Here is a 13,453-nt window from a genome sequence, read left to right as displayed (position 1 = left end):
CATAGTTTGTTTGGTAAAAAATCTTGTTTTTTTATGTTTATTTATGATGAATCACATAGGGAACACACCCCACTAGTTAGTAGGGTGTGTTTATTACGTCATGTCATCTCTTAATTATGATCATTGAATATAGTTATAAGATTTAGCTTGGTTTGCTGAAATAGCACGAGTGTCTATTACAAATGATTGTAATAAATGTAGGAGGACGATTTATTATAAAAACACGATAATGAGCCGATATTCTGATTTGAAAAGTAAAAAAGCACTCATCAAAGAGTGCCGTTTGATTTAAAAGAATGTGAGTAGTATGAAGATGATGAAAAAAATGCTAGTGAAAGTAACTTCTTTCCAATTTTTCTCAATGGTATATGCCCCCACGGAGAGTAATAGACCAATAAGGATAAAAATATTATCTACTGATTTTAAGTGGGCCCCTCCATAAATACTATCTAATATAATACGAAGGATAAAAATGAGTACGCCAATTATAATCAGTGTTATACTAACCATTTTTAAGTAACGGGATATTTTTGTACTATTTGTCTTTTTGTCATTTATATTGTTAGAACTCATATCCTCCACCCCCATACAATAAATTTACCACTCTATTATTATTAATATTCACAATAAAAGAAATTGAAAATGATGATTGAATAATAAGATGTTTCAGATAATAGTTAAGTGAAATAAATAATTAGAGAATGATTAAGGAGGGCTTTGTACATGTTTAATAATAAGAAATCAGATGATCGCTTTGATGTAGAAAAGGTCTCAAAAGACTCTAATATGCGTTGTTATGTATTGACTGATAAAGAAACAGGCGTTCAATATCTTGCTACTTGGGTGAGTACAGGTGGTGGTATTACACCATTATTAGATGAAAATGGAAATGTAACTAAAGTAGATACTACTTCATTGAAAAATGATTAATTTACATATTAATTTTTTATAGGAGGTATTACTTTGTTACTTATGGTTATAAGCGGCTTCGTAACCATTTTTATTCTATTTAGTATAAGTAAATTTTTTAAAGAAAATGAGAAATAAAAACTGCAACGGCAAGCTTGTAATTCAAAACAAGTTGCTGCCGTTGCAGTTATTTATATATTAGAATGCTTTTGTCTATATTAAGATGAATGAGTCATGTCGAATTTATTTTAATATCAACACTATGCATATGTCCTTTTAATAAATTAAGGTTTAATTGCAAATGCTCGAACTGGGAAACCAGGTGCATCTTTAGGCTTAGGACTTATCGCATAGATAACCGCACCTCGGGTAGGTAGTTGATCTAGGTTTGTTAACAGTTCGACTTGGAATGTATCTTAGCCTAAGACATAACGTTCACCAACGATATCACCATTTTTTGCAATGTCTACAGATGCATCGGTATCAAATGTTTCATGACCGATAGATTTGATATGACGTTCTTCAATTAGAAACTTTAATGCATCTAATCCCCAACCAGGTAGGTGTTGTTGACCTTCAACGTCTTTGTTTTCAAATGATTCAATGTCCGGCCAACGTTTTGACCAATCTGTACGTAAAGCTACAAATGTGCCAGGTTCGATCGTTCCATTTTTTGATTCCCATTGTTCTAGGTGCTCACGTGTAACAATAAAGTCTGAGTTTTGAGCAACTTCTTGTGAAAAGTCTAAAACAATCAGTGGTAGCACCAATTCCTTTAAATCTAATTCTTCAAGGTATCTCTGATTTTCCACGAAATGAATAGGAGCATCGATATGCGTACCATATTGTGTGACGATATTCCATCGTTGAACATAAAAACCATGTTCTTGAACTGTGAATAACGTAGATACTTCACCTTTTTCAAAATCACTGAATCTTGGAATATCAGGGTCGAAAGTATGTGTTAAATCGACCCATTTAGATTCTTTTAACTGATTTAATTGATCCCATAAAGGATAGTTTGACATAAGCATCATCCTCAATTTATTTTATGCTGTTGTAGCATTATTTTCTTCGCGTTTCTTTCTAACAGCGTTAACTAATACAGTTAATGCTTCTTTAACTTCATCTTCTTTACGTGTTTTTAATCCACAGTCCGGATTCACCCAGAATAATGAACGATCAATTTGTTGTAAAGAACGATTAATTGCAGTAGTAATTTCATCTTCTGTAGGGATACGAGGGCTATGGATATCATATACCCCTAATCCGATACCTAAGTCATAGTTAATATCTTCAAAGTCTTTAATCAAGTCACCATGGCTACGAGATGTTTCAATTGAAATAACATCTGCATCTAAATCGTGAATCGCATGGATAATTTGACCAAATTGAGAATAACACATATGCGTATGAATTTGTGTTTCATCTTTGACTGATGATGTTGCTAATTTAAATGAATGAACTGCATCTTTTAGATATTGTTCATGGTACTCAGAACGTAGTGGTAATCCTTCACGAAGTGCTGGCTCATCTACTTGAATGACTTTAATACCATTTTCTTCTAATGCTAGCACTTCTGCATTAATTGCTAACGCGATTTGATCTTGTACAGTTGTACGTGGAATATCAACGCGTTCAAATGACCAGTTAAGAATTGTGACTGGACCAGTGAGCATACCTTTAACTGGTTTATCAGTTAAACTTTGTGCGTAGACAGTTTCCTTAACTGTTAATGGTTCAGTCCATTTAACATCCCCATAAATAACTGGTGGTTTTACTGCACGAGAACCGTATGATTGAACCCAACCAAACTTAGTAACTAGGAATCCTTGTAGTTTTTCTCCAAAGAATTCAACCATGTCATTTCGTTCGAATTCACCATGTACGAGCACATCAAGTCCAATCTCTTCTTGAATTTTAATCCAACGCGCAATTTCGTTTTCTAAGAATTCTTTATAAGCTTCATCAGAAATACGTTGGTTCTTCCAATCTGCTCGATATTTTCTAACTTCTCTCGTTTGAGGGAATGAACCAATCGTTGTAGTCGGTAAATCCGGTAAATTTAATCTTTGGTATTGTGCTTGTTTGCGCTCAGAGAATGGTGATTGACGGTGTGTACGGACACTATCAAAATCATAGTCTAAGTTTTTGAATGATTGACTTTGGAATCGTTCATAACGAGATTTTAAGTTGTCATATTTCGTACTATCGTTATTATTGAAAAGACGGCGTAAAGCATCTAATTCGTCTAATTTTTCAGTAGCAAAGCTCAAACCTTCAGCGATAGATTCATCTAATGTTTCGTCATCTAATGATACAGGCACGTGTAGTAAAGATGAAGAAGGCTGGATGACAATATTTTGAGCATATTGTTGTAAAGTTTCAATCAATGACTTTTTAGCTTCAATATCAGCAGCCCAAACATTACGTCCATCGATAATACCTGCGTATAATGTTTTGCTTGAATCAAAATCACCAGCTTTAACTTGCTCTAAGTTGTAGCCATGATCATGAACGAAGTCTAATCCTAAGCCGCCGACTGGTAATGAGCTTAAGAATTTAAGATTTACGCGTTCGAAATAAGTTTGAATCACTAAATGTTTGCCTAATCCAGTATGAGTTAATTCTTCATAAGCTTCTTTAGTAATATTTTCATAATTTTTACTTTCGTCCGTAACTAACACGGGCTCATCAATTTGAATATATTCTGCACCTGCATCAACAAGTGATTGTAATACTTCTTTATATAATGGCAATAATGTTTTTACTTTTTCTTCGAACGATTGGTTACCACCTTTTGATAATTTAACGAAGGTAATAGGGCCTACAATGACTGGATGTGCATTGACATTAATAGATTGTGCATACTTAAAGCGGTCTAATAACACATTACGATTTAATTTAGGTTCTACATTATCCCATTCTGGCACGATATAGTGGTAGTTTGTATTAAACCATTTGATTAATGCACTTGCGACGTGTTGCTTATTACCACGTGCAATATCAAATAACAAGTCATCATTCACTTCTCGTCCTTGGAAACGTTCAGGAATAATATTGAATAGTAGTGATGTATCTAAGATATGGTCGTATAAAGAGAAGTCACCTACTGGAACGCTGTCTAGATTGTAATTCTTTTGTAGTAAAAGGTTTTCTTTGTGTAAGTCAGTAAGTGTTTGATCTAGTTCATTTTTATCAATTTTTTGAGCCCAGTAGCTCTCAATTGCCTTTTTCCATTCTCTTTTTCTACCTAATCTTGGGAATCCTAAGTTTGAAGTTTTAATTGTTGTCATAATATTGCCTCCTTATGAGTGGTAATAGATTTTGAATACGCTGCAAGTTCTAGTGAATAATCGACTTTTTGGAAAGGTGTAATAATGTATAATCCATTAAAGTATTCATGCACCGTATCGATGAGTTCCTTTGAAAGTCTAAGACTAAGTTCTTTAGTTTTTTCTTTATCATCTTTAACTGCTTTGAATTGATTGAGTACCTCTTCCGACATTTTGATGCCAGGTACTTCATTGTGTAAAAATAGTGCATTGTTATAACTTGCGATGGGCATAATACCTATGAAGAAAGGTGTATTTAAGTGTTTTGTTGCTTCATACACCTGCTTAATTTTTTCTTTACTATATACAGGTTGAGTGATGAAATAACTCATGCCACTTGCTACTTTCTTCTCAAGACGTTTGACTGCACCATCGAGTTTTCTTACATTAGGATCAAATGCACCAGCGATGTTAAAGTTCGTATGTTTCTTCAGCGCATCACCGTCTGTGTTGATACCTTGATTAAAGCGAAGTGCAATTTCGGTTAATCCTTTAGAATTAACATCATAAACATTGGTTGCGCCAGGCAAATGACCTACTTTTGATGGGTCACCTGTAATGGCTAAAATTTCATTAACACCAATGAGTGAGAGACCTAATAGGTGAGATTGTAGACCTATGAGATTTCTATCACGACAGGTAATATGAACGAGGGGTTCAATATTAAATCGTTGTTTGATAATACTTGCTGCAGCAATGTTACTTACGCGAACAGTTGCTAAGGAATTATCTGCTAATGTCACTGCATCGATATCTGCATCATCAAGCTTGCCAATATTGTTGAAAAACTGATCAGTATCTAAATGTTTAGGTGTGTCTAGTTCTACAATGACAGTAGGGCCTTGTTTGACTTTGGAAGTCAATGATTGTTTGGAATTCAGGTCTTTTTTACGATTGACTTTTTTATTAATTGGTATGACGTTTTTATGGACAACAGGTCTTAAATTCTTTACAGATGTTTTAATGTATCGAATATGTTCTGGCGTAGTACCACAACAACCACCAATCAATCTCACACCTTCGTTGATTAACTCTTGTGCCACATCACCAAAATATTGTGCGTTATCACTATATTTGAATTCGCTATTTTCAATATCTAACAAACTTGCATTTGGATAACAGGATAGAAATGCTTTATCTGGTAACTCGATATGTGAAAATGAACGTTGCATATGATGTGGGCCATGATGACAATTAAGTCCTACAATATCTGCACCACATTCAACTAATTGCTTTAATGCATCATTGATGGGTGTACCGTCTACAAGATAATTTGTGTTAGAAGCGGTTAATTGAGCGATTATGGGAATGTGATGTTTTCTTTTAGTTGATACAACGATACCTTTTAATTCTTCTAAGTCATAATAGGTTTCAAACAATAAAGCATCTACACCTTCATCAACTAAAGTATCTATTTGATGCTCAGTATGATATTGGATAGTTGAAAGGCTTAGGTCATCTTGTTTAACACCTCTAAAGCCTCCAACCGTTCCTAAAATGAAAGTATCTTCATTGGCAGCTTTTTTAGCAATTTGAACAGCTGCTTTATGAATTTCTTTGACCTTATGTTCTAAACCGAAGGCTTTTAACTTTTCAAAATTGGCGCCGTACGTATTCGTTTGTATAACGTCAGCACCGGCATCAATGTATGATCGATGGATACGTTCGACCTTTTCCGGATGAGTTAAGTTATAAGCTTCTGGGCATGTATCTAGGCCTTCTGAATAAAAAATGGTTCCAATTGCGCCATCAGCTACTAAAACGTTGTTCTGTAATTTGTTCAGGAATTGACTCATTAAATGCCTCCTTTAAAGCATAGTTGATGTCCGCAATAAGTTCGTCAGGATTTTCTAATCCTACACTTAATCGGAATAATCCGAAGGTAATACCACGCGCATTTCTAATATCTTCTGGAATCGCTGCATGTGACATCGTTGCAGGATGAGATAGAATGGTTTCTACACCACCTAAACTTACTGAAACCAATGGAATAGTTAACGCATCTACAAACGCTTGTGCCTTTGTTTCATCTTTTAGTCTGAAACCAATGACAGCACCACCTGTTTTAGCTTGTTTAAGGTGTGTTTTGTTATTTCCTGGGTAATACACTTCTGCGATTTCATCTCTTTGACTTAAGAATGAAACAAGCTTTTCAGCATTTGCTACAGATTGTTTGAATCTAATAGGGAAAGTCTTAAGATGTTTAGCTAATGCCCAACTATCATAAGTAGATAGGGCGTTACCAGTACCGTTTTGAATAAGATATAACGCATCCGCCACATCTTCGCGATTTGTAATGACTGCGCCTGCTAGTAGGTCACTATGTCCACCTAAAAATTTAGTTGCACTGTGAATAACAATGTCTGCACCAAGTGCTAAAGGTGATTGTCCTAATGGCGTCATAAAGGTATTATCTACAGCTAATAACAATTGGTTGGCTTGCGCAATCTCTGCAACTGCTTGAATATCGGTCACTTTAAAACACGGATTAGAAGGTGTCTCTACATATATAAGTTTCGTATTAGTTTGAATTGCATTGTTAATATTTTCTGCTTGAGTCGCGTCTACAGTTGTAAATTCAATATTGAATCTTTTTAAAATATCTTCAGTTAATCGGAATGTACCACCATAAACATCATCAGGTAATATGACATGGTCTCCGGATTTCAATGTAAGTAAAACTGCAGAAATAGCTGCAATGCCTGATGCAAATGCAAACCCATATTTACCTTTCTCTAGATGAGCTAATTTTTCTTCTAAAATCGCTCTGTTTGGATTACCACTACGTGCATAATCGTAAAGTGGACTACCACCAAGTTGGTCTTGATGAAATGTTGATGAATCATAAAAAGGTGGATTGGCTGAGATATAATCCTTTCCTCGACGTTCGTCGAAAATTACTTCAGTATCTATTGATAAATTCATGAAATCACTCCTACTTTTGAATGCGTTAATGCTTGGATAATGTCTGCTTCAATATCAGAATAGTTTTCGATTCCGATTGATAAGCGAATTAAAAACTCATCGATACCTCGTTTGTCTTTCTCTTCATCGGGCATATCCACGTGAGTCTGTGTGTAAGGGAATGTAATAAACGTTTCTGTACCACCTAAACTCTCTGCAAATATACAAGTTTCTAAATTTTCCAAAAATTTAGGAACGCTATATGCCTTGTTGAGTCGTAAACTTAACATGCCAGTTCTACCGCTATATAAGACCTCGTCAATTGCATCTAAATCTTGGCATTTAACTGCTAATTTTTGAGCATTTTCTTGTGAACGATCGATTCGTAAATGCAAAGTTTTTAGACCTCTTTGTAGTAAATAGCTATCCAACGGTGATAGCGTAGCGCCTATCATATTGTGGAATTGTCCCAATTCTTCAGCTAACTTGTCGTCTTTGACTGTAACAACACCTGCTAGCACATCATTATGACCACCAATATATTTTGTAGCCGAATGTAAAACAATGTCGGCACCTTCTTCTAATGGTGTTGAAAGATATGGTGTTAAAAATGTGTTATCAATAATAGTTAATAAATCATGTTTTTTACTGAGCACATAATAAGGTGTAACATCGATATCAATCATTTGTGGATTAGAAATGGGTTCGATGAATAGTGCTTTTGTTTGTGATGTAATTTGATTTTCAACTTCTTCATAGTTTAGGAAATCTACGTACTTAAATGTCACACCGTATTGCTGTTCGTAAAAATCAAATAGTCTAAATGTGCCACCGTATAAATCAAATGCAACTAATACTTCATCACCAGGTTTAAAAAGGTTACATACAAGTTGAATTGCAGCCATGCCACTTGAAGTTGCAAATGATGCTACACCTTTCTCTAGTTTGGCGAATGATTCTTCAAAAGCTGTCCTTGTTGGATTCTTCGTTCGTGTATAGTCATAACCTGTTGACTGACCTAGTTGAGGATGTTGATATGCAGTTGATAAATATATTGGATTGGCAATAGCTCCTGTATGATCTTTAGTCAAAGAAATTTGTGCTAATTCTGTATCCTTCATTACTAGACCCTCCTTAAAATTAAAAAAAGCTTTCGTCCTTTAAACCCGATTCTTTCGGATGTAAAGGACGAAAGCTTTGATTTCGTGGTACCACCTTTGTTTGTTACTTTATTACTAAAGTAACCTCTATCAGTACACCATTTTGGTAATAGGCACTGATAAAAATGAAGAAATCACAAAAATATCGTTCATAAAAAAACTCATCCATTCAGAGATTGAAGAAATGAGTATTAACGATAAAATGTGCGTCTTTAATTCCAGTACGCCATTTAACAAAATGTTAATACTGTATCGCTATAACGGGCGAACCCGTTGACACCTCATATTGGCATCAACACTCCAAGGCCATTTTCAAACTTTCTTACAATATCTTCTCTCAGCTACGAAGATTCTCTGTATAAGCAGTGTAAGTTTTACTTTCCTTTTTATAGTGTGTAAAATGTTTCGTTTTGTAATTGTTAATACATAGCTTACAGATAGAAGAATCATTTGTCAATAACTTTTCTGAAAATTTAGATTAAACTTACAATTCAGATTTGTCGAATCGTTGAAATCATAGCGTTATCTTAAAATAATATTTTTGAAGAAATTGTCGTAACTTGTGATTTCTACTTGTGAAAAAAGGGTCAAATTTTTAAAATAAAATAGAGATACAAATTATATTAATATCACGGTATTAATTTTTAGAGAAAGATGTGAAAAAATGGCTCATCGAGAAGATCAAAGATTGCAATTAAACAAAGATGAACAAGTACATTCCGTTTCGTTAGCCTTAATTAAAGCTAATCCTTATCAACCGAGAAAAACATTTGATGAATATAGACTAAATGATTTGGCACAATCAATTAAACAACACGGCATATTGCAGCCGATTGTAGTAAGAAAAACTGTTCAAGGTTATTATATTGTTGTAGGAGAACGACGTTTTAGAGCCTCCCAAAAAGCAGGTTTAACTGAAATTCCTGCAATCATTAAAGAATTATCTGATGAAGATATGATGGAATTAGCCATTATAGAGAATTTACAACGTGAAGATTTGAATGCTATAGAAGAAGCAGAAAGTTATAAAAAGCTAATGGAAGATTTGAATATAACACAACAAGAAGTTGCTGAAAGACTTTCTAAATCACGTCCTTATATTGCTAATATGTTACGTTTATTAAAATTACCTTCAGACGTTGCTAAAATGGTACGTGATGGTGAGCTTTCAGGTGCACATGGTCGCACATTACTAGGTTTAAAATCTCCACAGAAAATGAAATCAATAGCGAAAAAAGCTGTGAAAGAATCGTGGAGTGTAAGATATTTAGAGAGCTATATCAATGATTATGTAAGCAAAACTTCTCCAAAGACTTCGGTTGATGAACAAACGTTAAATAAACCCAAATTTATTCAAAAGCAAGAAAGACAACTTAAAGAACAATATGGTTCTAAAGTAGATATATCAACACATAAAAATATTGGTAAAATTGCTTTTGAATTCAAATCAGAAGAAGAATTTAAGTCATTAATAAAAAAACTAAATCAAAATTATGAGATATAAGTGTAGAAGTCACATAGAAACATATTAAAAATAAACGCTGCTTACTATAGAAAGCAGTTTTTAAATCTGAAGACTGATTTAATATAAGTGGTTTTAAGATATAATGATTTAATTATGAAAAGTTTAAAGTGAGGAGGTAAATGCATAATGAATCAAGTCAAACATATCCTTTCTTCGTTAATTGAGCCACTTACAAAAGTTGAAACTTATGAAACGTTGGCGATCAAGATTATCATGATTTTGATTTATATTGTTGCAGCGATTATAGTCATAAGCATTTTAAATAAAGTGATTGAACAAGCGTTTAAAATTCAAAATAAGAGTAGAAAAGGGAATAAAAAGCGTTCTAAAACATTAATTTCACTTGTACAAAATGTAGTTAAGTATATTGTCTGGTTTATCGTTATTACGACCATCTTAAGTAAATTTGGAATTAGCGTAGAAGGTATAATAGCGAGTGCTGGTGTAGTTGGTTTAGCCGTAGGTTTCGGTGCACAAACAATTGTTAAAGATATCATTACTGGATTCTTTATCATATTCGAAAATCAATTTGATGTAGGCGACTATGTTAAAATTAATAGCGGTGGTACGACGGTTGCTGAAGGAACTGTTAAATCAATTGGACTGAGATCAACACGTATTAATACTATCTCAGGGGAATTAACGATTCTTCCAAACGGTAGTATGGGTGAAATTACTAACTTCTCAATTACTAATGGAACTTCAATTGTAGCGATACCGGTCTCAATAGAAGAGAATTTAGATCATGTTGAGAAAGAATTGAATAAATTATTCACATCACTTAGAAGTAAATACTACTTATTTGTGAGTGACCCTGTTGTAGAAGGTATTGATTCTATTGATAATAATAAGGTGACTATCAGAATCTCTGCAGAAACAATACCTGGAGAAGGTGCAGCTGGTGGTAGAATTATTAGAAAAGAAGTGCAACGATTATTTGTTAGAGAAAATATTAAAATGCCTAAACCCATTTTTGCTCCATATGAAGAGCAAAAACGTGGCTAATTATCATTGGAGGTAATTTCATGACGTCAAATTACGGAATAAATGATATAGTAGAAATGAAAAAACAACATGCATGTGGGACAAATCGTTTTAAAATCATAAGAATGGGCGCTGACATTAGAATTAAATGTGAAAATTGTCAACGTAGTATTATGATTCCACGTCAGACGTTTAATAAAAAATTAAAGAAAATTTTAGTATCCAATGAAGATACAGAAAGTTAGGAGAATGATTAATGGCTTTAACAGCAGGTATTGTAGGTTTACCAAACGTAGGGAAGTCTACACTTTTTAATGCAATTACTAAAGCGGGGGCTTTAGCAGCTAACTACCCATTCGCAACAATCGATCCAAACGTAGGAATCGTAGAAGTACCGGATTCACGTTTGTTAAAACTAGAAGAAATGGTTCAACCCAAAAAGACGATTCCAACAACATTCGAATTTACTGATATTGCAGGTATTGTTAAAGGTGCATCAAAAGGTGAAGGTTTAGGTAATAAATTCTTATCACATATTCGAGAAGTCGATGCTATTTGCCAAGTTGTTCGTGCATTTGATGACGAAAATGTAACGCATGTGTCTGGTCGAGTTAATCCTCTAGATGATATTGAAGTTATTAATATGGAGTTAGTATTAGCAGATTTAGAATCAGTAGAAAAACGTTTGCCTAAGATTGAAAAAATGGCTCGCCAAAAAGATAAAACTGCTGAAATGGAATTACGTATTTTATCTAAAATTAAAGAAACATTGGAAGAAGGTAAACCCGTACGTAGTATCGAATTTAATGATGAAGATCAAAAATGGGTTAACCAAGCACAATTGTTAACATCTAAAAAAATGTTATATATTGCTAATGTTGGTGAAGACGAAATTGGCGATGAAGAAAACGATAAAGTGAAAGCAATTCGTGACTATGCTGCTCAAGAAGACTCTGAAGTTATTGTCATCAGTGCAAAAATAGAAGAAGAAATTGCAACATTAGACGATGAAGATAAAGAAATGTTCCTAGAAGACTTAGGAATTGAAGAACCAGGTTTAGATCGTTTGATTCGTACAACGTATGATTTATTAGGTTTATCAACATACTTTACTGCTGGTGTACAAGAGGTACGTGCTTGGACATTCGTACAAGGTATGACAGCACCACAATGTGCTGGAATTATCCACACAGACTTTGAACGTGGTTTTATCCGTGCAGAGGTTACAAGTTATAGTGATTATGTTGAACATGGTGGCGAAAATGGTGCTAAAGAAGCAGGTAGACAACGTTTAGAAGGTAAAGACTACATCATGCAAGATGGAGATATTGTTCATTTTAGATTTAATGTTTAATTATAATCAACAGTATCAATCATTAATTAGATTTTAACTACTCTAGATTAACTAGAGTAGTTTTTTTATGGGAGAAATTGCAGATTAAGATAGAAAAAGCAATGTAGTACATGGTCGGAGTTACTAAGTGACAAGACTACATTGCTTAAATACAACATTATTATATTAAAAGAAAGGAATAACCTCACTTGCTTTAAGAATATCTGTAGTTCTAAAAAATTGTTTGCCTTCACCAGTATAAGCAGGTACTAAAATCATATTAGCTTTGGCATTGTATAACCATTCAGGGTGCAAACCACAATTTAAAATATCTTGAAATTCTTGAAAGTCTTTATTCCAATCTAAATTTAAGTTCATGTTAAACACCTCACACCCATTATAGAACAAACGTTCGTACTTGTGAAGTGTTTTTACACATTTATGATGTAAACCAGTTTGTGCTTACATTTGAATCAACATAGTTAGCATCTACATTTTGATTAAGTTCTGATGAATAGAAACTATCTGTATATTGCCATAACACTTTTTCTCGAGTTGGCTCTTGAGCTTGATATGAAGCTAACCAATAACCGTCATATGAACTCACTGCGTTAGCCACATTATTAACCATAAAGTTTTCGTATGAATAGAATAATACTTTCTTATTACCAGCTAGTTTTTTCATTTGATCAGCCCAAGCTACTGTAGCAGTGTTCGCATCGCCAGAAGTAACCGTTTGTTGTTCATAATCGTTGATATAAAATTCTGCTTTTGGCGCACGATTGTATAACATTCTCGCTTCATAACGAGCATCGTCAGCATTTTCGTACATACTATATGAATAAACACCAAATTTCATATTGTTTTTATCTAACAAGGCAGAATTGTGTTCTAAACATTTATCGACATATTCAGAACCATATTGTCCACGAATAATGATAAAATCATAATTTTTCTTAAGTTGTTTTACTTGAGCATCGGTTAAGTTACCTTGCCATTCGGAAATATCAAGTACACGTTCACCACTATTAGTTGTTGCAGCGCGCGATTTAGTTGAAAAAGTAGATCGATTTTGAGTATCGTTTTTAGCTTTTTCAGGATGCTTTTTCATATATTGTTGATAGCCGTAGCCCATTGTACCTTTTTTACTTTGAGTATCGTTTGTATTATTTGAATTTTCATCTGCATATGATAAATTAATGCCTGAAATCGTAGTTAACATTGTTGCAGCAAACATCGAGTAAGATAGTTTCTTTAACATAAAAGTTCTCCTTTATTTATAAAAAATTAAACGCAATTAAAT

At 33.8% G+C, this 13,453-nt stretch carries 11 protein-coding genes, 1 pseudogene and 1 other annotated feature; of the genes and pseudogenes, 5 read left to right on the top strand and 7 right to left on the bottom strand.

Going from position 1 to position 13,453, the window contains the following annotated elements; all coding sequences use genetic code 11:
* The first annotated feature begins 723 nt into the window (after positions 1-723).
* Positions 724-930, top strand: a complete 207-nt coding sequence (locus tag ssp1_RS11605) for a DUF6440 family protein (protein WP_002451533.1) — start codon at positions 724-726, stop codon at positions 928-930.
* 263 nt (positions 931-1,193) lie between these two features.
* Here ssp1_RS11605 and ssp1_RS11600 read toward each other — a convergent pair.
* From ssp1_RS11600 to ssp1_RS11580, 5 genes and pseudogenes are all read right to left on the bottom strand, one after another.
* Positions 1,194-1,937, bottom strand: a pseudogene (locus ssp1_RS11600) (cyclase family protein).
* Positions 1,938-1,958: 21 nt separating this feature from the next.
* On the bottom strand, positions 1,959-4,205 hold the full coding sequence (gene metE / locus ssp1_RS11595; RefSeq protein ID WP_002451531.1) for a 5-methyltetrahydropteroyltriglutamate--homocysteine S-methyltransferase: 2,247 nt from the start codon (positions 4,203-4,205) through the stop codon (positions 1,959-1,961).
* A complete protein-coding gene (locus ssp1_RS11590; protein WP_075778681.1) occupies positions 4,202-6,040 on the bottom strand; it encodes a bifunctional homocysteine S-methyltransferase/methylenetetrahydrofolate reductase in 1,839 nt (612 codons plus the stop codon). The genes metE and ssp1_RS11590 overlap by 4 nt, the downstream gene beginning before the upstream one ends.
* Positions 5,994-7,169: a cystathionine beta-lyase MetC gene (gene metC, locus ssp1_RS11585; RefSeq protein WP_002451529.1), complete on the bottom strand. Its 1,176-nt coding sequence runs from the start codon at positions 7,167-7,169 to the stop codon at positions 5,994-5,996. The genes ssp1_RS11590 and metC overlap by 47 nt, the downstream gene beginning before the upstream one ends.
* Positions 7,166-8,269 carry a PLP-dependent transferase gene (locus ssp1_RS11580; RefSeq protein ID WP_002451528.1) on the bottom strand — a complete coding sequence of 368 codons (1,104 nt, stop codon included), beginning with the start codon at positions 8,267-8,269 and terminating at the stop codon, positions 7,166-7,168. Before ssp1_RS11580 ends, metC begins: the two co-directional genes overlap by 4 nt.
* A gap of 60 nt (positions 8,270-8,329) precedes the next feature.
* Positions 8,330-8,707: a binding site (T-box leader), on the bottom strand.
* A 265-nt stretch (positions 8,708-8,972) separates the two neighbouring features.
* Between ssp1_RS11580 and ssp1_RS11570 the strand changes: the two genes are divergently transcribed.
* The 4 genes from ssp1_RS11570 to ychF all read left to right on the top strand — a co-directional run bounded on the left by ssp1_RS11570 (position 8,973) and on the right by ychF (position 12,171).
* Positions 8,973-9,812, top strand: coding sequence for a ParB/RepB/Spo0J family partition protein (locus tag ssp1_RS11570; protein WP_002451527.1), 840 nt, complete (start codon positions 8,973-8,975; stop codon positions 9,810-9,812).
* A gap of 147 nt (positions 9,813-9,959) precedes the next feature.
* A complete protein-coding gene (locus tag ssp1_RS11565) occupies positions 9,960-10,838 on the top strand; it encodes a mechanosensitive ion channel family protein (protein ID WP_002451526.1) in 879 nt (292 codons plus the stop codon).
* 20 nt (positions 10,839-10,858) lie between these two features.
* Entirely contained in the window at positions 10,859-11,062 is a 204-nt protein-coding gene (locus ssp1_RS11560) for a DUF951 domain-containing protein (protein WP_002451525.1), read from the top strand.
* A gap of 11 nt (positions 11,063-11,073) precedes the next feature.
* The gene (gene ychF, locus ssp1_RS11555; RefSeq protein WP_002451524.1) at positions 11,074-12,171 is read left to right on the top strand and encodes a redox-regulated ATPase YchF; all 1,098 of its coding nucleotides are present in this window, start codon (positions 11,074-11,076) and stop codon (positions 12,169-12,171) included.
* Positions 12,172-12,336: 165 nt separating this feature from the next.
* On the opposite strand, the gene ssp1_RS11550 is transcribed toward ychF, so the two are convergent.
* Positions 12,337-12,528 carry a hypothetical protein gene (locus ssp1_RS11550; protein ID WP_002451523.1) on the bottom strand — a complete coding sequence of 64 codons (192 nt, stop codon included), beginning with the start codon at positions 12,526-12,528 and terminating at the stop codon, positions 12,337-12,339.
* Between the two features lie 61 nt (positions 12,529-12,589).
* Positions 12,590-13,411 carry a GH25 family lysozyme gene (locus tag ssp1_RS11545; RefSeq protein WP_002451522.1) on the bottom strand — a complete coding sequence of 274 codons (822 nt, stop codon included), beginning with the start codon at positions 13,409-13,411 and terminating at the stop codon, positions 12,590-12,592.
* Between the last annotated feature and the right edge of the window lie 42 nt (positions 13,412-13,453).

Source organism: Staphylococcus sp. M0911 (assembly GCF_003491325.1).
Lineage (GTDB): Bacteria > Bacillota > Bacilli > Staphylococcales > Staphylococcaceae > Staphylococcus > Staphylococcus warneri_A.
Note: the sequence above shows the minus strand (reverse complement) of the source record. Positions and strands in the feature narration are given on the sequence as shown.

What these genes read in the sequence shown, in the direction of transcription:
- ssp1_RS11580 (WP_002451528.1), bottom strand. Translation starts at nt 8,269, where the DNA reads ATGAAGGATACAGAATTAGCACAAATTTCTTTGACTAAAGATCATACA.
- ychF (WP_002451524.1), top strand. Translation starts at nt 11,074, where the DNA reads ATGGCTTTAACAGCAGGTATTGTAGGTTTACCAAACGTAGGGAAGTCT.
- ssp1_RS11560 (WP_002451525.1), top strand. Translation starts at nt 10,859, where the DNA reads ATGACGTCAAATTACGGAATAAATGATATAGTAGAAATGAAAAAACAA.
- ssp1_RS11550 (WP_002451523.1), bottom strand. Translation starts at nt 12,528, where the DNA reads ATGAACTTAAATTTAGATTGGAATAAAGACTTTCAAGAATTTCAAGAT.
- ssp1_RS11605 (WP_002451533.1), top strand. Translation starts at nt 724, where the DNA reads ATGTTTAATAATAAGAAATCAGATGATCGCTTTGATGTAGAAAAGGTC.
- ssp1_RS11545 (WP_002451522.1), bottom strand. Translation starts at nt 13,411, where the DNA reads ATGTTAAAGAAACTATCTTACTCGATGTTTGCTGCAACAATGTTAACT.
- ssp1_RS11590 (WP_075778681.1), bottom strand. Translation starts at nt 6,040, where the DNA reads ATGAGTCAATTCCTGAACAAATTACAGAACAACGTTTTAGTAGCTGAT.
- ssp1_RS11565 (WP_002451526.1), top strand. Translation starts at nt 9,960, where the DNA reads ATGAATCAAGTCAAACATATCCTTTCTTCGTTAATTGAGCCACTTACA.
- metC (WP_002451529.1), bottom strand. Translation starts at nt 7,169, where the DNA reads ATGAATTTATCAATAGATACTGAAGTAATTTTCGACGAACGTCGAGGA.
- ssp1_RS11570 (WP_002451527.1), top strand. Translation starts at nt 8,973, where the DNA reads ATGGCTCATCGAGAAGATCAAAGATTGCAATTAAACAAAGATGAACAA.
- metE (WP_002451531.1), bottom strand. Translation starts at nt 4,205, where the DNA reads ATGACAACAATTAAAACTTCAAACTTAGGATTCCCAAGATTAGGTAGA.